This is a genomic window from Sphingopyxis sp. H050, from assembly GCF_001468265.1.
GTDB lineage: Bacteria > Pseudomonadota > Alphaproteobacteria > Sphingomonadales > Sphingomonadaceae > Sphingopyxis.
Genome location: NZ_LNRZ01000010.1, coordinates 76,860 through 98,512, shown reverse-complemented (window position 1 = coordinate 98,512; position 21,653 = coordinate 76,860). Strand labels below are relative to the sequence as shown.

Here is a 21,653-nt window from a genome sequence, read left to right as displayed (position 1 = left end):
GGTAGCCCGTCATCCCGGCGTCCGCGGGGATGACGATCAAGTGTTGAAGTCTTAACTCGCCCCCAAAGCGCAATCAGGCCGCCACCGCCTCCTCGCTGCGGCTCCCCGCCGCTTCGAGCAGGCGCTTCTCGAGGCTCTTCACGCGCGCCGCGCTGTCGATCTTGTCCCCGATCAGGTCGGTCACGTAAAATGTGTCGACCGCGCGTTCGCCATAAGTCGCGACATGCGCGCTGTGCACCGTCACCTTCGACTGGAAGAGCGCATAGGCCAGTTGGTTCAATAGCGCGGGGCGGTCCTGCGCATTGACCTCGACCACCGTGAAGCGGTTCGACGCCTTATTGTCGATGAACACGCTGGGGGCGATACGAAAGGCCTCGGCGCGGGTGCGCGGCAAGGCGCGCGCTTCGAGTTTCGGGAGCAATTTCTGCCGGTTGGCGAGCGCATCCTCGATCGCCCGCGTCAGCCGCGCAATCTGGCCGCTCTCCGCGAACGGTCGCCCGAGCGGGTCCTGGACGAGAAAATTGTCGAGCGCGAGCCCGTCGCGCGTCGTGTGGATGCGCGCGTCGATGATGTTGCCGCCGGCAAGATGGATGCCGCCCGCCATGCGGTAGAAGAGCCCGGGATGGTCGGCCGCGAGCACCATGACCAAAGTCGCCCCGCGATCCTGATCGGGCACCGCGGCGATATGCAGCGGCGAATCGCCCGCCTCCTGAATGTGGCGAAGGTTGGCGGCGATCACCTCGACCGGCTCGGCGATCCAATAGCTTTCGGGCAGGCGCTTGATGAGCTTGGCGAAAGCCTTTTCCTCCATTGCCAGGATCGCGGCGACGGCTTCCTTCTTCGCCTCGATCCGCGCCTCGCGTCCGCGCTGCTTGTGACCGAGGCGCAGCACTTCCTCGGCGGCGTCGAACAATTCGGTGAGCAGCTGGCGCTTCCAGCTGTTCCAGACGCCGGGGCCGACCGCGCGGATGTCGACGACGGTCAGGACGAGGAGCAGGCGCAGGCGCTCGGGGCTCTGGACGAGCTGCGCGAAATCCAGGATCGTCTTGAAGTCGGCGAGGTCGCGCTTGAAGGCCGTCGCCGACATCAGCAGGTGATAGCGCACGAGCCACGACACCGTCTCGGTCTCGGCCTCGCTCAGCCCCAGCCGCGGGCAGACGCGCAGCGCGAGTTCGGCGCCGAGCACGCTATGGTCGCCGCCGCGGCCCTTGGCGATGTCGTGGAGCAGGACCGCAACGTAGATGACGCGGCGCGAATGGATCTGGTCCATGATCGCGGTCGACAGCGGATGATCGTCCTTCAGCCGATTCTGTTCGATGTCCGAGAGGAGACCGATGGCGCGGATCGTGTGCTCGTCGACGGTGTAGTGATGATACATGTCGAACTGCATCTGCGCGACGACGCGGCCGAAATCGGGCACGAAGCGGCCGAAGACCCCCGCCTCGTTCATCCAGCGCAGCACCGTTTCGGGATCGCGTGGACTGGTCAGCACGTCGAGGAACAGCTCGTTCGCGCGGGGATTGCGGCGGATCCCCTTGGTTTCGATCAGCTTCGCGTCGTGGCGCGCCTGCCGCATCGCCTGCGGATGGATTTCGAGGCCATGTTTGTCGGCAAGCGCAAAGATCTCGACCAGCCGCACCGGGTCCTTCTGGAAGAAATCGTCGGACGGCAGCGCCAGCCGGCCGCGATCGAGCACGAAGCCATTCAGCTTGCCCGGCCGCCGTCGCAGCGTCGGCAGGAAGCGGCGGCCGCGCGCCGCCATCTGTTCGTCGAGATGCGCGAGGAAGGTGCCGGTGATGTCGCCGACACTTTTGGCGTGCAGGAAATAGAGCTGCATGAAGCGCTCGACCGCGCTCTTGCCCGGCCGCTCGGCGAACTGCATCCGCTCGGCGATTTCGCGCTGGAAGTCGAAGGTCAGGCGATCCTCGGCGCGGCCCGCGAGCGTGTGGAGGTGGCAACGGACGGCGAGCAGAAAATTCTCGGCGCGCTCGAACTGGCGAAGCTCGCGGCTGGTGAGCAGCCCCGCGTCGACGAGCTCGGGGACGGTGCGGACGCGGTGGATGAACTTGCCGATCCAGAAGAGCGTGTGAAGGTCGCGGAGCCCGCCCTTGCCTTCCTTCACATTGGGTTCGACGACATAGCGCGAATCGCCCATGCGCTTGTGCCGCTCGTCGCGTTCGGCGAGCTTTTCGGCCACGAACGACCGGGCATTGCCGGCGACGACCTCGGCATCGAAGCGCGCCGCGGCCTGGTCGTACAGGGCGCGGTCGCCCCAGATGAAGCGCGCCTCGAGCAGCGCGGTGCGGATCGTCAGATCCTCTTTCGCGGCGCGGATCATCTCGTCGATCGAGCGCGACGAATGGCCGACCTTCAGCCCGAGATCCCACAGCGTATAAAGCTGCGCCTCGATCACCTGTTCGGTCCAGCTCGTCTGCTTGAACGGGGTCAGAAAGCCGATGTCGATGTCGCTGAACGGCGCCATCTCGCCGCGGCCGTATCCGCCGACGGCCACCAAGGTGATCCGCTCGCCCGCCGAGCGGTTGCCCGAGGGATAGAGATGCTCGATCGTGAAATCGTGGCTGAGCCGGACGATCTGGTCGATCAGGAACGCCGTGGCGCTCGCGGCGACGCGGCCCGACGAGGGACGGTCCAGCAGGCGCCGGTCGATTTCGGCGCGGCCCTGTTCGAGCGCGGCCTTGAGCAGGTCGACCATCGCGCGGCGGCGCTTGCCGATGTCGCTCGTTTCCGCAGCGATGTCGTCGAGCCGGTTCGACAGCGCGCGGCGGTCGATGATGGCGCGGCGGTTTTCCAGATTGTCGAACGGATCGCTCATGCCTCGTCCGCCACGATCTGCTTGAGGCGATAGAGTGCATCGAGCGCCTCGCGCGGCGCGAGCGCGTCGGGCTCGATCGCGCCCAGCGCCTCGCGAAGCGCATCCTTCACAGCGGCCGGCGCCTCGGCAAGGGTGGCGGCGAAGAGCGGCAAATCGTCGAGACCCGCCGCAAGCCCGCCCGTCTTCTCGCGCCCGGCCTCCAGCTTGGCGAGCACCGCCTCGGCGCGTTTGACGACGCTGGCAGGCACGCCAGCGAGCCGCGCGACCGCAAGGCCGTAGCTGCGGTCGGCGGGGCCTTCGGCGACTTCGTGGAGCAGCACCAGATCGCCCTGCCATTCGCGCGCGCGGACATGGTGGAGCGACAGCGCGTTCAAGGTTTCGGCGAGGCGCGTCAGCTCGTGGTAGTGGGTCGCGAAGAGGCAGCGGCACCTGTTGACCTCGTGCACCGCCTCGACCACCGACCAGGCGAGCGCGAGCCCGTCATAGGTCGAGGTGCCGCGCCCGACCTCGTCGAGGATGACGAAGCTCTGCGGCGTTGCCTGCGCCAGGATCGCGGCGGTCTCGACCATCTCGACCATGAAGGTCGAGCGCCCGCGCGCGAGATTGTCGCTTGCCCCGACGCGGCTGAACAACCGGTCGACGAGCCCGAGCTTCGCCGAAGCCGCGGGGACGAACGCGCCCGCCTGGGCAAGCACGACGATCAGCGCATTCTGGCGGAGGAAGGTCGATTTACCGCCCATGTTCGGGCCGGTGACGAGCCACAGCCGGTCGGTTTCCGACAGCGAGACGTCGTTGGGCACGAAGCGCTCGCCCGATTTCGCGAGCGCCGCCTCGACGACCGGATGACGCCCCCCGGTGACGTCGAGGCAAGGCTCGTCCGCAAGGTCGGGACGGCACCAATTGTGGCTCATCGCATGGTCGGCGAGCGCGGCGGCGACGTCGATGCGCGCGAGGACGTCGCAGCTCGCGGCGATCGCTTCGCGGCGCGACACCGCGGCCTCGGTCAACGCCTCGAGATGCGCGGCCTCTGCGGCGATCGCGTGGACGCCCGCCTGCGTCACGCGGCTCGCGGCCTCGTGCAGGTCGGACGAGTTGAAGCGCACGACGCCCGCGAGCGTCTGGCGGTGGGTGAAGCCCGATTCGGGCGCCAGCAGCGCGTCGGCGTGCTTCGCGGGCACCTCGACATGATAGCCGAGCACGCCATTGTGGCGGATCTTGAGCGACGCGATGCCTGTGCGGTCGCGATACTGCGCCTCCAAGGCCGCGATCGCCTTGCGCCCGTCGCGCGCGGTTTCGCGCAGGGCGTCGAGCGCATGGTCATAGCCCTCCGCGACATAGCCGCCCTGCGCCGCGTCGACCGGCGGGGTTTCGATCAGCGCGCGCGACAGCGCGTCGACGAGCGCGCCATGGCCGTCGAGGGCCGGAAGCAGCCGCGCGAGCAAGGGGGGCAGCTCGGGGCGGCGCGCGAGACGTTCGCGCAAGAGGCGCGCGCCGCCGAGCGCATCGCGGAGCTGCGCGAGATCGCGTGGGCCGCCGCGCCCGGCAACGAGGCGGCCGAGCGCGCGCCCGGCGTCGGGAAGCGCGCGGAGTGCGGCGCGCAGATCGCCGCGCCACAGGGCATCGCGCGCAAGGGCATCGACGAGATCGAGCCGGTCGAGGATCGCGTCCTTGTCGGTGAGCGGGCTCGCAAGATCGTCGGCGAGCAGCCGCGCGCCGGCGGCGGTAACGGTGCGGTCGATGGTGCCGAGAAGGCTGCCGTCGCGCGCGCCCGCCATCGTGCGGACGAGTTCGAGGCTTTCGCGCGTCGCGGCGTCGATCGCCATCCGGCCCGACGCGTGATGCTTCAGCGGCGGCTGGAGGAAAATCGGCTGGCCGGCCGCGACATGGTCGAGATAGGCGACGAGCGCGCCCATCGCGGCGAGTTCGCCGCGGCCGAACTGGCCGAAGCCGTCGAGCGTCTGGACGCCGAAGAAGGTCTCGAGACGCTTTTGCGCCGTCGTGCTCGAAAAGTCGCCCTGCGGCCGCCGCACGACCTGCCGCGCGACCCATTCGGGCACGTCGTCGGCAGTTTCGCTGACCAGCAGCTCGGACGGCGCGAGCCGCGCGAGTTCGGCGTCGACCTGTTCGGGTCGCACCGTGACGATCTCGAAGCGGCCGGTCGAAATATCCGCGGCGGCGATCGCGACCTCGCCCTCGCTGCCGACCTGTGCGAGCGCGGCGAGGCGGTTGGCGCTGCGCCCTTCGAGCAGCGCCTCTTCGGTCAGCGTGCCCGCGGTCACGAAGCGGACGATCGCGCGTGCGACGAGCGCCTTCGACCCGCCGCGCGCCTTGGCCTCGGCGGGGGTTTCGACCTGTTCGGCGATCGCGACGCGGTGCCCCGCCTTGATCAACCGCGCGAGATAGGATTCGGCGGAATGGACGGGCACGCCGCACATCGGCACCGGCTCGCCGCCATGCTCGCCGCGCGAGGTCAGCGCGATGTCGAGCGTCGAGGCCGCGGCCTTCGCATCGTCGAAAAACAGCTCGAAGAAATCGCCCATGCGGTAGAAGAGCAGGCAATCGCCCGCGTTCGCCTTCAACGCCCAATATTGCGCCATCATCGGCGTTGCGGCGGGCGCGGCGTTGCTGTTGGCGGCGGTGCGGGCGGTGGCGGACATCGGACCTGCTTAGCCGTTGGGGACGTCAAGGCAAGGCGCGGGTGAGACGAGGTGGGCTCTGGGGTGGGGAGCGGACGTTTCCTTATGTGATCCCCGGCGAAAGCCGGGGCCCAGTTGCACCGCGGGAAGATGGGCCCCGGCTTTCGCCGGGGATCACATCAGCTAGGGCCGCAATCGGTCGCATCCGGTCGTCCGAAACCCCTGCGCCTGGACGCCCGCCATTTGCAACATCGCGGGGTTACAATCGGCCCGAGTGACGCTAGGGGATTGGGAACTGGGCGCGCGGTCTGGAATCAATCAAGGGGATCATTATGGCCAGCGATAGCAAGGTGCAGTTTTCGGACCGCGAGGCGCTGCTCTACCACTCATACGGCCGGCCCGGAAAGATCGAGATCGTCGCCTCGAAGCCGATGGCGACGCAGCGCGACCTGAGCCTTGCTTACTCGCCGGGCGTTGCGGTGCCGGTGAAGGCGATCGCCGAAGACCCCGCGACCGCTTATGATTATACAGCGAAGGGCAACCTCGTCGCGGTCATCTCGAACGGCACCGCGATTCTTGGCCTCGGCAACCTCGGCGCGCTCGCCTCCAAACCGGTGATGGAGGGCAAAGCGGTGCTGTTCAAGCGCTTCGCCGACGTCGATTCGATCGACCTGGAAGTCGATACCGAAGACCCGCAGCGGTTCATCGAGGCGGTCGAGTTGCTCGAACCGAGCTTCGGCGGCATCAACCTCGAGGATATCGCAGCGCCGAACTGCTTCATCATCGAGGCGGCGCTGAAAGAGAAGATGAACATTCCGGTGTTCCATGACGACCAGCATGGCACTGCGATCATCACCGCCGCCGGGCTGATCAACGCCTGCCACCTGACCGGACGCGACCTTGCCACGGTAAAGGTCGTCGTCAATGGCGCCGGCGCGGCTGCGATCGCCTGTACCTCGCTGATCAAGTCGATGGGCGTGCGACACGAAAATGTCATCATGTGCGACCGCAAGGGGACGATCTATCAGGGCCGCACCGAGGGGATGGACCAGTGGAAGTCGGCGCATGCGGTGCCGACCGAGGCGCGCGACCTGACCGAGGCGCTGAAGGGCGCCGACGTGTTCCTGGGCCTGTCGGCCGCGGGCGCGCTCAAGCCCGAGATGGTCAAGGACATGGCGCCCGCGCCGATCATCTTCGCAATGGCGAATCCCGATCCCGAAATCTCGCCGCCCGATGCGCGTGCGGCGCGGCCCGACGCGATCATCGCAACGGGGCGGTCGGACTATCCGAACCAGGTCAACAATGTGCTGTGCTTCCCCTTCATCTTCCGCGGCGCGCTCGACGTGCGCGCGACCGCGATCAACGAGGAGATGAAGATCGCCGCGGCTTACGCCATCGCCGACCTCGCGCGCCAGCAGGTGCCCGAAGAGGTCGCGGCAGCCTACGGCGGGCGCGCGTCGAGCTTCGGCCCCGAATATATCATTCCTTCGCCCTTCGACCCGCGGTTGATGGAAATCGTTCCCGCGGCGGTCGCCAAGGCGGCGATGGAAACCGGCGTCGCGCAGCAGCCGATCGAGGATCTCGACGAATATCGCAACCGCCTGCGCGGCCGGCTCAACCCGACGACGTCGGTGCTGACGCTCGCCTATGAAGCGGCGCGCGCCAATCCGAAGCGCGTCGTCTTTGCCGAGGGCGAAGAGGAAGTGGTGCTGCGCGCCGCCATCCAGTTCCGCGACGGCGGCTATGGCACGCCCGTGCTCGTCGGGCGCGAGGGCCTGCACGACAAGCTGCGCGCGATGGGCGTGGCCGACGCCGAAAGCTTCGAGGTCCACAACAGCGTCAATTCGCCGCATGTGCCGCAGATGGTCGAAATGCTGTACGAACGGCTGCAGCGCCGCGGCTATCTGCGCCGCGACGTCGAGCGCATGGTCAACCGCGATCGCAACATCTTCGGCTCGCTGCTGCTGAAGCTCGGCCTCGCCGATGCGATGATCACCGGCACGACGCGCACCTATTCGCAGTCGATGCGCGAAGTGCGCCGGGTGATCGACCATGCCGAGGGCAAGACGCCGTTCGGCATCCACGTCCTGGTCGGCCAGCATCACACGATCTTCATGTCCGACACGACCGTGAACGAGCGCCCCTCGGCCGAAATGCTCGCCGACATCGCCGAGCGCACCGCGCAGGTCGCGCGCCGCATGGGGCACGAACCGCGCGTCGCCTTCCTGTCCTATTCGACCTTCGGCAATCCCTCGGGCGAATGGCTCGGCAACATCCGCGACGCCGTCCACCTCCTCGACGAACGCAATCCGGGCTTCGAATATGAGGGCGAAATGGCGCCCGACGTCGCGCTCAATCCGCGGCTGATGAAAAATTATCCCTTCTGCCGCCTGTCGGGTCCGGCGAACGTCCTGGTCATGCCGGGGCTGCAATCGGCGAACCTGTCGGCCAAGCTGCTGCGCGAGCTTGGCGGCGGCGCGGTAATCGGCCCGATGCTGATCGGGATGGAAAAGCCCGTACAGGTGGCGACGATGGCCTCGCCCGCGTCGGATCTGGTGACGCTGGCGGTCCTCGCCGCGGGCGGGATCGCGGTTTAAGGACGACTCCTCCCCGTCGCGCCGCGATGGGGAGGGATCAGATCGGGCTTATTGCCCGCTGGGTGCGCCCGCACCCGGCGCGCCGACCGCGCCGATATTGCCGAAGATATCCTCGAAGAAGCTGCGCTGACGGCCGAGCGTCGGCGTCTTGTCGCCTTCGGGGCTGATCTTGCTGATCAGTTCAAGCCCGGTCTTGTCGACCGCGACGACATTGCCCGCGGGATCGAAGCGCACGCGCAGCACCTGCTGCGCCACCGGGCGCGGCTTGGCGAAGGCGAGCTGGCGCGTTTCGCGCGACACATAATACCATTCATTGTTGCTGAATTGGCCGACGAAGGTCGGGCGCCCGAGCGTCTTTTCGACCGATTCGCGGTTGTCGACGCCGGGCGCGACGGCCTCGGTCAGCACGGGATCGACGACATAGCCCTGACGCCCCTTCAGCTGCGCGCAGCCGCTGGCGGTCAGCGCGAGCGCCAGCCCGGCGACGATCAGGCGCACGGGGCGGGCGGGAAGCTTAGGCTTATGGGTCGGCATCAGTATCTCTCCGTTGCGCCGCACGGAGCGGACGCTGGCAATCGCGCCTCTTAACCGCAAGCGGACGGCGCGCACAAGCGGCTTATGCCGCGGCAAAGCTTGCGCCAAGCTGACTGGATTCTCCGGCGCAGGCCGGTGCCGCCGCCGTTTCGGCTATGCCGAAACAGACTCCGGGACCTTTTCTGTCGGGCTGAATGCGACTAAGCGTTGCGCCATGTTTTCCGCGATCCGCAAACTCTTCACACCCGACCCCGAACCCCGCGAGGCGCGACGTCCGCTGTGGAACGCCGTCGTCGCCACGGCGCGCGCACCCCATTGGTATGTCGACGGTCAGGTCCCCGACACGCTCGACGGGCGGTTCGACATGATCAGCCTGGTCCTCGCGCTGGTCCTCCACCGGATCGACGAGGCGCCCGATCAGGCGCTTGCTGGGGTCGAGCTCACCGAATTGTTCGTCGTCGATATGGACGGGCAGATGCGCCAGATCGGCTTTGGCGACATGGTCGTCGGCAAACAGATCGGGCGGATGGTCGGCGCGCTCGGCGGCCGGCTCGGCGCCTATCGCGCCGCCGACGGGTCGGAAGAGCTGAAGGCAGCGCTGGTCCGCAACCTGTGGCGCGGCAAGGATGCGCCCGCGGCGGGCCTCGCGCATGTCATCGCCGAAGTGGCGAAGCTGCGCGCCGGTCTGGCGGCGATCCCGGTCGAGACGCTCGTCGTGGCCGATCGGCTGCCCGGATGACCCAAGATGAATTTTCGCACCTCGTCACCCTCGCCGAAGCGGCGCAGGGTAGAGACCTGACGCTGGAAGCGGACGAAGCGCAACGCGGCGCGATCGCGGCCCGGCTCGGCCTCGTGTCGCTCGATCGCTTCGTCGTGACCGCCGAGGTCCGCGCCGTCGCGGGCGGGATCGCGGTGGCGGGCCGGGTGAATGCCAAGGTGGTGCAAAGCTGCGCGGCGACCGACCTGCCGGTGCCCGCGGCGATCGACGAAGCCTTCGACCTCCGCTTCCTGCGCGGCGCCGAGCCTTCGGGAAATGACGAGGAGGTCGAGATCAGCGACGCCGACCTCGACATATTGCCGCTCGAGGGCGACCGTGTCGATGTCGGCGAGGCGGCGGTGCAGTCGCTGTCGCTGGCGCTCGATCCCTTTCCGCGGCACCCCGATGCCGATCGCATCCTCGCCGAAAAAGGCGTGCTCAGCGAGGAACAGGCGGGGCCGTTCGCGGCGCTCGCGAAGCTGCGCGGCAAGCCGGAGACCTAATTCTCGTCCTTGGGCAGGTCGGCGACCGCGGCGTCGAGACCCGAATCGTCCTTCTTTTCGGTCGCTTCCTTCGCCGCTTCGTCATCCTTCGCAACGGGAAGCGAGCCCCCAAGCGCCTTGGCGAGACCGATGAGCTGTTCGCCGAGCACCTTGTCGACCGCGGGGGCGACGTCGGCGACCTTGAAGCGCATATAACCGCCGACGACATAGTCGAAGCGGATCGCGCTGCCGGTCGCGGTCTTCTTGATCTGGATCGTCAGCGTGCCGGTCACCGCCTCGCTCTGCAGCGGCCCGAAGCCGCCCGAGAGGCGCATCATTTCATTGGGCTTGGCGAAGATGATCCGCGCGTGCTGGACGCTGCCCATCGGCACGCCCGCCTCGCCGGGCAGTTTCTCGCAGAAGCAGCCGCCGGCCTGCGAATCGAGCCAGAAGTTAGCGGCGTCGCCCGACCAGCTATGCTCCTTCGACCACCATTTGTCGGGGAGACGGAGCATCTTCCAGACGTCCTCGGGCGCCGCCGCGACCTGCGCGGTGTGCGCGACGGTGAAGCCGATGTCGCTCTGGTCGATGACCTTCGCTTCTGCCGGAGCGGCGACCAGCAGGGCCGCAATCGAAATTGATCTGAAAAACATGGCCACCCCCTTTTGCCGCCTTCATAGACGGCCGCGGGAAGGCTGGCTAGCTGCCGAGGACCGCCTCGATCGCGCTGTTCACCCTGTCCATGTCGGCCATGCCGTCGACCTTGCTGACGATCCCGCGCGCTTCGTAGATCGGCAGGATCGGCGCGGTCTTGGCGCGATATTCGGCCATGCGCGTGCGCACCGTTTCCTCGTTGTCGTCGGGACGGCGCTTGAACTCGTGGCTGCCGCAGACGTCACAGGTATCGGCAATCTTGGGCAGCTTGTAGCGGTCGTGATAGCCCTCGCCGCACTTGGCGCAGCTGAAGCGGCCGGTGATGCGGTCGACGAGCGCGTCTTCCTCGACCACCAGCTCGATCACATGGTCGAGCTTGCGGCCGCGGTCCGACAGGATCCGGTCGAGCGCGTCGGCCTGCGCCGCAGTGCGCGGATAGCCGTCGAAGATCACCGAAGTGTCGCCGCCCAGCTCGTCGAGACGTTCGCCGATCAGGCCCGAGACGATCTCGTCCGAGACCAGCTCGCCCGCGTCCATCACCGCTTTCGCCTGGAGGCCGATCGGGGTTCCCGCCTTGACCGCGGCGCGCAGCATGTCGCCGGTCGACAGCTGGATCATGCCATGCTCGTCCTCCAGACGCGAAGCCTGCGTTCCCTTGCCCGCCCCCGGCGGACCAAGCAAAATGATGTTCAGCGTCATGGAAGCCCCTGTTGCCTCTGCCCCGTAGCAGTTGCCGTAGCTTGGCGATCAGCGCCGCGCAACGCCGCCCTTCAATTTCGCTTTCTTGATCAGATCGCCATATTGATGCGCGAGCATGTGGCTCTGGATCTGGCTGATCGTGTCGATCGTGACGTTCACGATGATCAGCAGGCTGGTGCCGCCGAGCTGGAACGGCAGGCCCGACCCCGCGATGAAATATTCGGGGACCAGACAGATGACCGCCAGATAGGCCGCGCCGATCACCGTGATGCGCGTCAGCACGAAGTCGAGATAGGCGGCGGTGTTCTTGCCCGGACGGATACCGGGGATGAAGCCGTTCTGGCGCTTCAGATTGTCGGCGGTTTCCTCGGGGTTGAAGACGACCGCGACGTAGAAGAAGCAGAAGAAGATGATGCCCGCGGCATAGAGCGCCATGTACAGCGGCTGGCCGTGCGCGAGATACTGGTTCAGCGTCTGCAGGAATTCGCCCCAGGCGGTATCGCCCTTGACGTTGTTGCCCATCATCTGGGTGATCGTCAGCGGCATCAGCAGCAGCGACGAGGCGAAGATCGGCGGGATCACGCCCGCGGTGTTGACCTTGAGCGGCAGGTGGCTGCGGTCGGCCTGCATCACGCCGCGCTGCGTCGCGCGCTTGGGATATTGGACGAGAACGCGGCGCTGGGCGCGCTCCATGAAGCTGATGAAGGCGATGATGACGATCGCGCCGCCGACGACCGCGAGGATCGTGCCGCCGCCCATCGCGCCTTCGCGGACCTGCGTGAACATCTGCGCAAAGTTGCGCGGCAGCTGGGCCAGGATGCCCGCCATGATGATCAGCGACACGCCGTTGCCGATACCGCGGCTGGTGATCTGCTCACCCAGCCACATCAGGAACAGCGTACCGCCGACGATCGAGATCACCGCGCCGATGCGGAACAGCATGCCGGGATCGACGACCGCGGCGATGCCGTTGGTCGCGCCGAGCGATTCCAGCCCAACGGCGATGAAATAGCCCTGGATCGCGGTCAGGAAGACCGTGCCGTAGCGCGTATATTGGTTGAGCTTCTTGCGCCCGCTTTCGCCTTCTTTCTTGAGCGCGGCGAGGCTCGGCGACAGCGCCGAGGCGAGCTGCACGACGATCGAGGCGGTGATATAGGGCATGACGCCGAGCGCGATGATGCTCATGCGCTCCAGGCTGCCGCCCGAGAAGGTGTTGAAAATGTCGAGGACGCCGCCCGACGCCGCCTGCGAATAAAGGCGCGACAGCGCGACGGGATCGACCCCCGGCAGCGGCACGAAGGACAGGAAGCGGAAGACGATCAGCGCGCCGATCGTGAACCAGATGCGGTTCTTGAGTTCGGTCGCCTGGCCGAACTTCGAAAAATTGAGGTTGGATGCAAGCTGGTCGGCGCGAGAGGCCATGGGTATTTTCCTCGGATATTCCGGACCGCGCCCCCCGCGACCCGGCGCCTATGTGCGTTCGGAGGTCACGAAGCGCAAGGGGAAAGGCCCGTTTATAGACGCAGCCTGTCGATAACAGGCCTATCTGTCCGTTCGTATCGAGCGAAGTCGAGATACCCCTCGATCTTGCGCTGTCCTGAAGGGTGTCTCGCCTTCGCTCGACACGAACGGGAAATAGAGTCCCCTCAAAGGACGAAGGGCGACCCGTATTCCGAGCCGCCCCTTATGGTAGATTATTCCGCCTTCGCCTTGGCGCGGCGCTGGGCCTTCTTGCCTTCGCCTTCGGGCTTGGCTTCGGGAAGCTCGACCTTGCCACCGGCCTTTTCGACCGCTTCGATCGCGCCCTTCGACGCGCCGGCGACCGCGAAGGTCAGCTTGGCGGTGAGTTCGCCCTTGGCGAGGAGGCGGACGCCGTCCTTGCCGCCGCGAGCCACGCCCGCCGCCTTGAGCGCGTCATGATCGACGGTCTGCTTGGCGTCGAGCTTCTTCGCGTCGACCAGCTTCTGGATCATGCCCAGATTGACGATGGCGAAGTCCTTGCCGAAGATGTTGTTGAAGCCGCGCTTCGGGATGCGCATGTGGAGCGGCATCTGGCCGCCCTCGAAGCCGTTGATCGCGACACCGCTGCGGGCCTTCTGGCCCTTCTGGCCGCGGCCGGCGGTCTTGCCCTTGCCCGAGCCGATGCCGCGCCCGACGCGCATGCGGCCCTTGCGGGCGCCATTGTTGTCACGAAGTTCGTTGAGCTTGATAGTCATATTGCACTCGCTTTCGCTATGTTCGCGCTGGGAACCGGCCCATCTCCAAGACGAAGACTTAATCCGGTTCGATTTCACTCGACGGCTGAAAGCCGGGATAGGGCCCGGCTTTCTCCATCACGATGGCCTGGGCGACATAGCCGCGGCCATCGACGCTGGTAATCGAAGGGCTGCCGTGCAGCTGCCACCCCCGGTTGAGCAGGCCTTCGACGCGGGCGCAGAAAGCGCTGTCGTCGGGGCCGGTCAACAGGCGGTAGAGCTTCAAAGCCTTAGCCCTCGACGACTTCCACCATGTGCGGAAGCTTGCGGATCATGCCGCGCACTTCGGGGGTGTCGACCAGTTCGACCTCGCGGTGCATCTTGCCCAGGCCGAGGCCGGTCAGGATGGCGCGCTGGCCCTTGGGACGACGGATCGGCGAACCGATCTGGCGGATCTTGATTGTCTTGTCGGCCATGGTCTTACTCCGTCACCGCCGCGGCTTCCGCCTCGGCTGCGCGGTCGGACGCACCGCCACGCTTGATCAGGTCCGAAACCTTCTTGCCGCGACGCTGCGCGACCGACTTCGGGCTGGTCTGTTCGCCGAGCGCCTCGAAGGTCGCGCGGATCATGTTGTAGGGGTTCGAGGTGCCGACCGACTTGGTCACCACGTCGGCCACGCCCAGCGATTCGAACACGGCGCGCATCGGACCGCCGGCGATGATGCCGGTCCCCGCAGGCGCCGAGCGCAGCGTGACGTTGCCGGCGCCGAAGTGGCCACGGCCGTCATGGTGCAGCGTGCGGCCGTCGCGCAGCGGAACGCGGATCATCGCCTTCTTCGCGGCGGCAGTCGCCTTCGAAATGGCTTCGGGCACTTCGCGCGCCTTGCCATGACCGAAACCGGCGCGTCCCTTGCCGTCGCCGACGACGACGAGCGCGGCGAAACCGAAGCGCTTGCCGCCCTTCACGGTCTTCGAGACGCGGTTGATGTGGACGAGCTTTTCGATCAGCTCTTCGCCACCCTCTTCGTCGCGCGGGCGACGGTCGTCGCGGCGGCCACGGCCACCGTCACGTCCGCCACGACCGCCATCGCGGCCGCCGCCACGGCCGCGGCGCGGAGCCTGGCCTTCGGTGGCGGCTGCTTCGGGAGCGGCGCCTTCGGCGTTCTGAATTTCGTCTGCCATGATTAGAACTCCAATCCGCCTTCGCGAGCCGCGTCGGCCAGCGCCTTGATGCGCCCGTGGAACAGGAAGCCGCCACGGTCGAACACGACCTGCGTCACGCCCGCCTTCTTGGCGGCAGCGGCGAGGCGCGTGCCGACATCGGCGGCAGCCGAGGCCGTCGCACCGGTCTTGCCGCGGACATCCTTGTCGAGCGTCGAAGCGGCGGCCAGCGTCTTGCCGGCGGCGTCATCGATGAGCTGCGCGTAGATGTGACGGCCCGAGCGGTGCACCGAGAGACGCGGACGTCCGGCGGCGCGCTGACGGAGCGCGGTACGGACGCGCTGGCGACGTTTTTCGAAAGGGGTAAGATGTGCCATGGCTTACTTCTTCTTGCCTTCTTTGCGGAAGATGTACTCGCCGCGATATTTGATGCCCTTGCCCTTATAGGGTTCGGGCTTGCGCCAACGGCGGATTTCCGCCGCGACCTGGCCGACCTTCTGCTTGTCGATGCCGCTGATCTCGATCGTCGTATTGTCCGGCGTCTTGATCTCGATGCCTTCGGGCACCGCGAAATCGACATCGTGGCTGTAGCCGAGCTGCAGCTTCAAGGTCTTGCCCTGCGAGTTGGCGCGATAGCCGACACCGGTGATCTCGAGCACCTTGGTAAAGCCCTCGGTCACGCCCGTGATCAGGTTCTGCACCAGCGTCCGCTGCATGCCCCAGAAGGCGCGCGCTTCACGCGTGCCGTTCGCGGGCTGCACCGAGATGCTGCCGTCGCCGACTTCATATTTGATGTTGTCGGACAGCGGCATGGCGAGGGTGCCCTTGGGGCCCTTCACCGACAGCTGGCCGCCGTCGATCGCCGCGGTGACACCGCTGGGAATCGCCACTGCCTTTTTACCAATGCGCGACATCAGAACACCTCCGCCAGCACTTCGCCGCCGACATTATGCTCGCGGGCTTCGGCGTCCGAAAGAACGCCGCGCGGGGTCGACACGATGGTGATGCCCAGGCCGTTGCGCACGATCGGCAGCTCTTTCGAGCCCGAATAGACGCGGCGGCCCGGCTTCGAGACGCGGGCCACGTGGCGGATCGCCGGCTGGCCTTCGAAATATTTCAGCTCGATGCGGATGCCCTTGTGCTGGCCCTTCGAGCCCAGCGCTTCTTCGCTGTAGCCACGGATATAGCCTTCGCGCTGGAGCACATCGAGAACGCGGACGCGCAGCGTCGAAGCCGGCGTCAGGACGCTGTCCTTCTTCGCCGTCTGGCCGTTGCGGATGCGGGTGAGCATATCACCCAGGGGATCGGTCATTGCCATCTTCTAGTCCCTTACCAGCTCGATTTCACAACACCGGGGATCAGGCCCTTGTTGGCCAGATCGCGGAGCTGGATACGGCACAGCCGGAATTTGCGATAATAAGCGCGCGGGCGCCCCGTCAGCTCGCACCGGTTGCGGATGCGGGTCGGGTTACCATTGCGCGGAATTTCCGCCATCTTGAGGCGCGCGATCAGACGCTCGCCATCGTCGAGCGACGTGTCCGCCGCAATCGCCTTCAGCTTCGCGTAGCGGCCGGCGTATTTCTTCACCAGCTGCTTGCGACGCTCATTCTTGTTCGTCGAACTCAGTTTCGCCATGACTTAAGTTCTCTTTCCTTCTTGAAAGAGCCTGCCTGGTCCCGTGCGGGGATCAGGCGGCTTCCTTTTCCTGCGCTTCGATCGGGAAGGGGAAGCCGAACAGCTTGAGCAGTTCGCGGGCTTCTTCATCCGTACGGGCGGTGGTGGTGACGATCACGTCCATGCCGCGCACCTGGTCGATGCGGTCATAGTTGATCTCGGGGAAGATGATCTGCTCTTTCAGGCCCATGGCATAGTTGCCGCGGCCGTCGAAGCTGGTCGCCGACACGCCGCGAAAGTCGCGGATGCGCGGCATTGCGATCGTGATCAGGCGATCGAGGAATTCGTACATGCGTTCGCGGCGCAGGGTCACCTTGCAGCCGATCGGCATGCCTTCGCGCAGCTTGAACTGTGCGATCGACTTCTTCGCCTTGGTCACGACGGGCTTCTGGCCGGCGATCAGCTCCATTTCGGCTGCCGCGGCTTCGACCTTCTTCTTGTCCTGCGTGGCTTCGCCGACGCCCATGTTGAGCGTGATCTTTTCGATCTTCGGCACTTCCATCGCATTCTTGTAACCGAACTTTTCGGTCATCGCCTTAACGATCACATCGTCATAGCGCTTGCGCATGCGCGGGGTGTAGTTGTCAGCCATTGATCGTCTCCCCGGACTTCACGGCCACGCGGACCTTCTTGCCGTCCTTGGTTTCAAAGCGGACGCGCGTCGGCTTGCCGGTCTTGGGATCGGCGAGCGCGACCTTGCTCGCGAAGAGCGGCGCTTCCTTGCGTTCCAGACCGCCCTGCGGGTTGGTCTGGGTCGGCTTGCGGTGGCGGGTGATGACGTTGACGCCGGCGACGACGACCTTGCCGTCCTTCGGCAGGGCCTGCGTCACTTCGCCGGTCTTGCCCTTGTCCTTGCCGGACAGGACGACGACGGTGTCACCCTTCTTGATCTTGTTCGCCATGGTCAGAGCACCTCCGGCGCCAGGCTGATGATCTTCATATAGCCGCGGCCGCGCAGTTCGCGGACGACGGGGCCGAAGATACGGGTGCCGATCGGCTCCTCGTTCTTGTTGACGAGCACGGCGGCGTTGCTGTCGAAACGAATGACCGAACCATCGGCGCGGCGCACATCCTTCGCGGTGCGGACGATGACGGCGCGGTGCACGTCGCCCTTCTTCACCTTGCCGCGCGGCTGGGCTTCCTTGATCGACACGACGATCACGTCGCCCACGCCGGCGGTACGACGCTTCGACCCGCCGAGCACCTTGATGCACTGGACGCGCTTCGCACCGCTGTTGTCGGCGACTTCCAATTGTGACTGCATCTGAATCATCGATGCATTTCCTTCTTCCTGGGCCTACCGGGACACCCCGGCGGTTCCGTGAAACTTTTCGGCGCTTAGGCGTCGATCTCGTCGGACTTCTTCGCCTTGGCCGAGACCTCGACCTTGTCGAGGACCTTCCAGGTCTTCAGCTTCGAAATCGGCTTCGTTTCCTCGATGCGGACGGTTTCGCCGGCCTTGATGGCGTTGTCCTCATCATGGGCGTGATACTTTTTCGAACGGCGGATGATCTTGCCGTAGAGCGGGTGCTTCACCTTACGCTCCACTTTCACCACGACGGTCTTGTCGCCCTTGTCGGACACCACCGTACCGGTCAGAATGCGCTTCGGCATGGTCGGTCTCCTTACTTGGCAGCCGAGCGCGCGCGCCCGGTCTGCTCGGTCTTGACGCGCGCGATGGTGCGGCGCACTTCCTTGACGCGCGACGGCTTTTCGAGCTGGCCGGTGGCGGACTGGAAGCGGAGGTTGAACGCCTCGCGCTTCAGTTCACCGAGCTGCTCCGAAAGCTGGTCGTCGGTCTTCTTGGTCAGATCTTCGGTCTTGGCCATGGCCCTCAACCCTCCAGATGCGAGGTGTCGCCGAGGCGGGCGACGACCTTCGTCTTGATCGGCAGCTTCATCGCCGCGCGTTCAAACGCCAGCGCGGCCACGGGGCCGGGAACGCCGTCGAGTTCGAACAGGATGCGGCCGGGCTTGACGCGGGCGGCCCAATATTCGGGCGAACCCTTGCCCTTGCCCATGCGGACTTCGGCGGGCTTCGACGACACGGGGACGTCGGGGAACACGCGGATCCACAGGCGGCCCTGGCGCTTGATCGCACGGCTGATCGCGCGGCGGGCCGCTTCGATCTGGCGTGCGGTGATGCGCTCGGGTTCCATCGCCTTCAGGCCGTAGGAGCCGAAGTTCAGGCTGGTGCCGCCCTTGGCGAGGCCGTGGATGCGGCCCTTGAACGCCTTGCGGAACTTGGTTTTTTTCGGTTGCAGCATGTCAGCAGTCCTTAGCGGCGATCTTCACGGGCCGGACGGACACCGGTCGTCTGCGCATCAAGCATCAGACGGTCGGTCGCCATCGGGTCGTGACCAAGGATTTCGCCCTTGAAGATCCAGACCTTGATCCCGCACACGCCATAGGCGGTGTGGGCTTCGGCCTCGGCATAGTCGACGTTGGCGCGCAGCGTGTGCAGCGGCACCCGGCCCTCGCGATACCATTCGGTCCGCGCGATTTCCGCGCCGCCCAGACGGCCGGCGCAGTTGATGCGGATGCCCTCGGCGCCCAGACGCATCGCCGACTGCACCGCGCGCTTCATGGCGCGGCGGAACGCGACGCGGCGTTCGAGCTGGTCGGCAATGCCCTGCCCGACGAGCTTGGCGTCGACTTCGGGCTTGCGGATCTCGACGATGTTCAGCGACACGTCGCTGCCCGTCATCGCGCCCAGCTGCTTGCGCAGCTTTTCGATGTCGGCGCCCTTCTTGCCGATGATGACGCCCGGGCGGGCGGCATAGATCGACACGCGGCACAGCTTCGCGGGACGCTCGATCACGACCTTCGAGATCGCGGCCTGCGGCAGGTGCTTGAACACGAACTTGCGGATCTTCAGATCCTCGACAAGCATGCGGCCATAGTCCTGGCCCTCGGCGAACCAGCGGCTGTCCCAGGTGCGGTTGACCTGCAGGCGCAGGCCGATCGGATTGCTCTTCTGGCCCATCTTACGCCTCTTCTTCCTGTTCGCGCACGACGATGCGGATGCGGCTGAACGGCTTGACGATCCGGGTCGACTTGCCGCGGCCGCGTGCGTGCCAGCGCTTCATCGAGATCGACTTGCCCACACTCGCTTCCTTGACGACGAGCGCGTCGACATCGAGGTTGTGGTTGTTTTCCGCATTGGCGACGGCGCTGGCGAGAACCTTGCGCACGTCGACGGCCATCGCTTTCTTCGAGAAAGCGAGGACGTTCATCGCGTCTTCGACCTTGCGGCCGCGGATCAGCGCGGCGACGAGGTTCAGCTTCTGCGCCGAGCCGCGAATCTGCGTGCCGACCGAGAGAGCCTCATTATCCGCAACGCGGCGGGGGGACTTTTCCTTGCCCATTAGCGTTTGCCCTTCTTGTCGGCCGCGTGCCCGGGGAAGAAGCGCGTCGGCGCAAATTCACCCAGCTTCATGCCGACCATGTCTTCATTGACCGACACCGGCACGAACTTGCGGCCGTTGTAGACGTTGAAGGTCAGCCCGACGAACTGCGGCAGGATGGTGGACCGGCGCGACCAGGTCTTGATCGGGGCAGAGCTGCCGCCGTCCTGGGCCGTTTCGGCTTTCTTGAGGAGATGAAGGTCCACAAAGGGACCCTTCCAGACCGAGCGAGCCATGGCTTACCTCTTCTTCTTCGCGTGACGCGACCGGATGATCATCTTGTCGGTCGACTTGTTGTGACGGGTACGAGCACCCTTGGTCGGCTTGCCCCACGGGGTCACCGGATGACGGCCACCCGAGGTGCGGCCTTCACCACCGCCATGCGGGTGATCGACCGGGTTCTTCGCGACGCCGCGAGTCAGCGGACGCTTGCCGAGCCAGCGGTTGCGGCCGGCCTTGCCCAGGTTGGTGTTCTGGTTGTCGGGGTTCGACACCGCACCCACCGTGCCCATGCACTCGCCGCGGATGTAACGCTGTTCGCCCGAACCGAGACGCACGATGACGAGACCGCGGTCACGACCGACGACCTGTGCATAGGTGCCGGCCGAACGGGCGATCTGGCCGCCCTTGCCCGGCTTCATCTCGATGTTGTGGACGATCGTGCCGACCGGCATCTGCGACAATTCCATCGCGTTGCCCGGCTTCACGTCGGTCTTCTTGCCGGCGACGACGGTGTCGCCGACGGCCAGACGCTGCGGCGCCAGGATATAGGTCTGCTCACCGTCTTCATATTTGACGAGCGCGATGAACGCCGTGCGGTTGGGGTCATATTCCAGACGCTCGACGGTGGCCGGCATGTCCCACTTGCGACGCTTGAAGTCGATGAAGCGGTACTTCTGCTTGTGGCCGCCGGCGATGCCGCGCGAGGTCACATGACCCTTGTTGTTGCGGCCGCCGGTCTTGCGCTTGCCTTCGGTCAGCGCCTTGACGGGCTTGCCCTTCCACAGCGACGACTTGTCGACGAGGATCAGGCCGCGCTGCGCGGGGCTGGTCGGATTATAGGATTTAAGTGCCATTTTCTCTGCCTCTTCCTACGATCAGACGCCCGTGGTGACGTCGATCGACTGGCCTTCGGCCAGACGAACGATCGCCTTTTTCACGTCGCTGCGGGTGTAGGGCTTGCCCTTCCAGCGCTTGGTCTTGCCCTTGGTGACGAGCGTGTTGACGCTCAGCACCTTGACATCGAACAGCGCCTCGACGGCGGCCTTGATCGCGGGCTTGGTCGCGCTGTCCGCGACCTTGAACACGACGGCGTTGTTTTCGCTGAGCAGCGTCGACTTCTCGGTGATCACCGGAGCGAGGATCACGTCATAGTGACGCGCGTCGATGGTCTTTGCCTTAGCCATTGCAGCGGGCCTCCAGCTGTTCGACCGCCGCGCGGGTCAGGACCAGCGTGTCGGCACGGATGATGTCATAGACGTTGGCGCCGATGGCCGGCAGCGCGTCGACACCGATGAGGTTGGCCGAAGCCATCGCGAAGCTGGCGTGCACCGCGTCGCCGTCGATAAAGAGCGCGCGATTGCCAAGCTCGAGCTTGCCGAGCTTGCCGGCGAGCGCCTTGGTCTTCGCGTCCTTGAGCTCGAGCGTGTCGAGAACGACGAGCTTGCCGCCCTTCGCCTTGTCGCTCAAAGCCATCTTCAGGCCGAGGGTGCGGATCTTCTTGTTCAGCGAGTGGCCGAAGGTGCGGGCCCGGGGACCATGCGCCTTGCCGCCGCCGATGAAGATCGGCGCCTTGCGGTCGCCGTGGCGAGCCGTACCGCCGCCCTTCTGGCGACCGAACTTCTTGCCGGTGCGCGACACGTCGCTGCGCTCGCGCGCGGCGCGGGCGGGGCCGCGACGCTTTTCGAGCTGCCATGCGACGACGCGGTGCAGAATGTCTGCGCGGGCGTCGACGCCGAAGACGTCGTCGTTAAGATCGATGTCGGCGCCAGCCTTGCCATCGAGGGTCTGTACCTTGACCTTCAT

At 66.0% G+C, this 21,653-nt stretch carries 29 protein-coding genes; 3 read left to right on the top strand and 26 right to left on the bottom strand.

Translation table 11 applies throughout. From position 1 onward, the window contains the following. Positions 1-73: 73 nt before the first annotated feature. Both ATE67_RS18065 and mutS read right to left on the bottom strand, forming a co-directional pair. Positions 74-2,833 (bottom strand): [protein-PII] uridylyltransferase, encoded by a 2,760-nt coding sequence (locus ATE67_RS18065; RefSeq protein ID WP_058818042.1) that lies wholly within the window; start codon positions 2,831-2,833, stop codon positions 74-76. Beyond that, the gene (gene mutS, locus ATE67_RS18060; protein WP_058818041.1) at positions 2,830-5,490 is read right to left on the bottom strand and encodes a DNA mismatch repair protein MutS; all 2,661 of its coding nucleotides are present in this window, start codon (positions 5,488-5,490) and stop codon (positions 2,830-2,832) included. The genes ATE67_RS18065 and mutS overlap by 4 nt, the downstream gene beginning before the upstream one ends. Positions 5,491-5,801: 311 nt before the next feature. On the opposite strand from mutS, the gene ATE67_RS18055 reads away from it, so the two are divergent. Continuing rightward, positions 5,802-8,066 (top strand): NADP-dependent malic enzyme, encoded by a 2,265-nt coding sequence (locus ATE67_RS18055; RefSeq protein WP_058818040.1) that lies wholly within the window; start codon positions 5,802-5,804, stop codon positions 8,064-8,066. 48 nt (positions 8,067-8,114) lie between these two features. On the opposite strand, the gene ATE67_RS18050 is transcribed toward ATE67_RS18055, so the two are convergent. After that, positions 8,115-8,600 carry an outer membrane protein assembly factor BamE gene (locus ATE67_RS18050; RefSeq protein WP_058818039.1) on the bottom strand — a complete coding sequence of 162 codons (486 nt, stop codon included), beginning with the start codon at positions 8,598-8,600 and terminating at the stop codon, positions 8,115-8,117. 214 nt (positions 8,601-8,814) lie between these two features. Here ATE67_RS18050 and ATE67_RS18045 point away from each other — a divergent pair, with 214 nt between their 5' ends. Then, positions 8,815-9,339, top strand: a complete 525-nt coding sequence (locus ATE67_RS18045) for a ubiquinol-cytochrome C chaperone family protein (protein ID WP_058818038.1) — start codon at positions 8,815-8,817, stop codon at positions 9,337-9,339. After that, positions 9,336-9,860: a YceD family protein gene (locus ATE67_RS18040; RefSeq protein WP_058818037.1), complete on the top strand. Its 525-nt coding sequence runs from the start codon at positions 9,336-9,338 to the stop codon at positions 9,858-9,860. The genes ATE67_RS18045 and ATE67_RS18040 overlap by 4 nt, the downstream gene beginning before the upstream one ends. On the opposite strand, the gene ATE67_RS18035 is transcribed toward ATE67_RS18040, so the two are convergent. The 23 genes from ATE67_RS18035 to rplD form a co-directional block, all read right to left on the bottom strand. After that, positions 9,857-10,492, bottom strand: a complete 636-nt coding sequence (locus ATE67_RS18035; RefSeq protein WP_058818036.1) for a hypothetical protein — start codon at positions 10,490-10,492, stop codon at positions 9,857-9,859. The genes ATE67_RS18040 and ATE67_RS18035 overlap by 4 nt on opposite strands. Before the next feature lie 46 nt (positions 10,493-10,538). Beyond that, the gene (locus ATE67_RS18030) at positions 10,539-11,192 is read right to left on the bottom strand and encodes an adenylate kinase (protein WP_197411989.1); all 654 of its coding nucleotides are present in this window, start codon (positions 11,190-11,192) and stop codon (positions 10,539-10,541) included. A gap of 48 nt (positions 11,193-11,240) precedes the next feature. Continuing rightward, a complete protein-coding gene (gene secY, locus ATE67_RS18025; RefSeq protein WP_058818035.1) occupies positions 11,241-12,614 on the bottom strand; it encodes a preprotein translocase subunit SecY in 1,374 nt (457 codons plus the stop codon). A gap of 272 nt (positions 12,615-12,886) precedes the next feature. Beyond that, entirely contained in the window at positions 12,887-13,408 is a 522-nt protein-coding gene (rplO, locus tag ATE67_RS18020; RefSeq protein WP_082660481.1) for a 50S ribosomal protein L15, read from the bottom strand. Between the two features lie 58 nt (positions 13,409-13,466). Further along, positions 13,467-13,673 carry a DUF1737 domain-containing protein gene (locus ATE67_RS18015; RefSeq protein ID WP_037556386.1) on the bottom strand — a complete coding sequence of 69 codons (207 nt, stop codon included), beginning with the start codon at positions 13,671-13,673 and terminating at the stop codon, positions 13,467-13,469. A 4-nt stretch (positions 13,674-13,677) separates the two neighbouring features. Next, complete coding sequence (rpmD, locus tag ATE67_RS18010; RefSeq protein WP_058818034.1) at positions 13,678-13,863, bottom strand: 50S ribosomal protein L30; 186 nt, start codon at positions 13,861-13,863, stop codon at positions 13,678-13,680. Between the two features lie 4 nt (positions 13,864-13,867). Then, positions 13,868-14,569, bottom strand: a complete 702-nt coding sequence (rpsE, locus tag ATE67_RS18005; RefSeq protein WP_082660480.1) for a 30S ribosomal protein S5 — start codon at positions 14,567-14,569, stop codon at positions 13,868-13,870. Between the two features lie 2 nt (positions 14,570-14,571). Next, positions 14,572-14,925: a 50S ribosomal protein L18 gene (gene rplR / locus ATE67_RS18000; RefSeq protein WP_058818033.1), complete on the bottom strand. Its 354-nt coding sequence runs from the start codon at positions 14,923-14,925 to the stop codon at positions 14,572-14,574. Positions 14,926-14,928: 3 nt separating this feature from the next. Continuing rightward, complete coding sequence (gene rplF, locus ATE67_RS17995) at positions 14,929-15,462, bottom strand: 50S ribosomal protein L6 (protein ID WP_058818032.1); 534 nt, start codon at positions 15,460-15,462, stop codon at positions 14,929-14,931. Next, complete coding sequence (gene rpsH, locus ATE67_RS17990; protein WP_058818031.1) at positions 15,462-15,866, bottom strand: 30S ribosomal protein S8; 405 nt, start codon at positions 15,864-15,866, stop codon at positions 15,462-15,464. The genes rplF and rpsH overlap by 1 nt, the downstream gene beginning before the upstream one ends. Before the next feature lie 11 nt (positions 15,867-15,877). Beyond that, a complete protein-coding gene (gene rpsN / locus ATE67_RS17985) occupies positions 15,878-16,183 on the bottom strand; it encodes a 30S ribosomal protein S14 (RefSeq protein ID WP_058818030.1) in 306 nt (101 codons plus the stop codon). Between the two features lie 52 nt (positions 16,184-16,235). Beyond that, entirely contained in the window at positions 16,236-16,814 is a 579-nt protein-coding gene (rplE, locus tag ATE67_RS17980) for a 50S ribosomal protein L5 (protein ID WP_037556378.1), read from the bottom strand. After that, positions 16,807-17,124: a 50S ribosomal protein L24 gene (gene rplX, locus ATE67_RS17975; RefSeq protein WP_058818029.1), complete on the bottom strand. Its 318-nt coding sequence runs from the start codon at positions 17,122-17,124 to the stop codon at positions 16,807-16,809. Before rplX ends, rplE begins: the two co-directional genes overlap by 8 nt. Positions 17,125-17,126: 2 nt before the next feature. Then, positions 17,127-17,495 (bottom strand): 50S ribosomal protein L14, encoded by a 369-nt coding sequence (gene rplN, locus ATE67_RS17970; RefSeq protein ID WP_011543078.1) that lies wholly within the window; start codon positions 17,493-17,495, stop codon positions 17,127-17,129. A 65-nt stretch (positions 17,496-17,560) separates the two neighbouring features. Next, positions 17,561-17,836 carry a 30S ribosomal protein S17 gene (gene rpsQ / locus ATE67_RS17965; protein WP_058818028.1) on the bottom strand — a complete coding sequence of 92 codons (276 nt, stop codon included), beginning with the start codon at positions 17,834-17,836 and terminating at the stop codon, positions 17,561-17,563. Positions 17,837-17,847: 11 nt separating this feature from the next. Then, a complete protein-coding gene (gene rpmC, locus ATE67_RS17960) occupies positions 17,848-18,051 on the bottom strand; it encodes a 50S ribosomal protein L29 (RefSeq protein WP_058818027.1) in 204 nt (67 codons plus the stop codon). Positions 18,052-18,056: 5 nt separating this feature from the next. Further along, positions 18,057-18,488, bottom strand: coding sequence for a 50S ribosomal protein L16 (gene rplP / locus ATE67_RS17955; RefSeq protein ID WP_058818026.1), 432 nt, complete (start codon positions 18,486-18,488; stop codon positions 18,057-18,059). 11 nt (positions 18,489-18,499) lie between these two features. Continuing rightward, a complete protein-coding gene (rpsC, locus tag ATE67_RS17950; RefSeq protein ID WP_054589691.1) occupies positions 18,500-19,207 on the bottom strand; it encodes a 30S ribosomal protein S3 in 708 nt (235 codons plus the stop codon). Between the two features lies 1 nt (position 19,208). Beyond that, positions 19,209-19,589: a 50S ribosomal protein L22 gene (rplV, locus tag ATE67_RS17945; protein WP_054589690.1), complete on the bottom strand. Its 381-nt coding sequence runs from the start codon at positions 19,587-19,589 to the stop codon at positions 19,209-19,211. Then, the gene (rpsS, locus tag ATE67_RS17940) at positions 19,589-19,864 is read right to left on the bottom strand and encodes a 30S ribosomal protein S19 (RefSeq protein ID WP_037556370.1); all 276 of its coding nucleotides are present in this window, start codon (positions 19,862-19,864) and stop codon (positions 19,589-19,591) included. Before rpsS ends, rplV begins: the two co-directional genes overlap by 1 nt. A gap of 3 nt (positions 19,865-19,867) precedes the next feature. Further along, the gene (gene rplB / locus ATE67_RS17935) at positions 19,868-20,704 is read right to left on the bottom strand and encodes a 50S ribosomal protein L2 (protein ID WP_058806666.1); all 837 of its coding nucleotides are present in this window, start codon (positions 20,702-20,704) and stop codon (positions 19,868-19,870) included. Positions 20,705-20,725: 21 nt separating this feature from the next. Beyond that, on the bottom strand, positions 20,726-21,034 hold the full coding sequence (locus ATE67_RS17930; RefSeq protein ID WP_058818025.1) for a 50S ribosomal protein L23: 309 nt from the start codon (positions 21,032-21,034) through the stop codon (positions 20,726-20,728). Then, positions 21,027-21,653 (bottom strand): 50S ribosomal protein L4, encoded by a 627-nt coding sequence (rplD, locus tag ATE67_RS17925; RefSeq protein WP_058818024.1) that lies wholly within the window; start codon positions 21,651-21,653, stop codon positions 21,027-21,029. Before rplD ends, ATE67_RS17930 begins: the two co-directional genes overlap by 8 nt.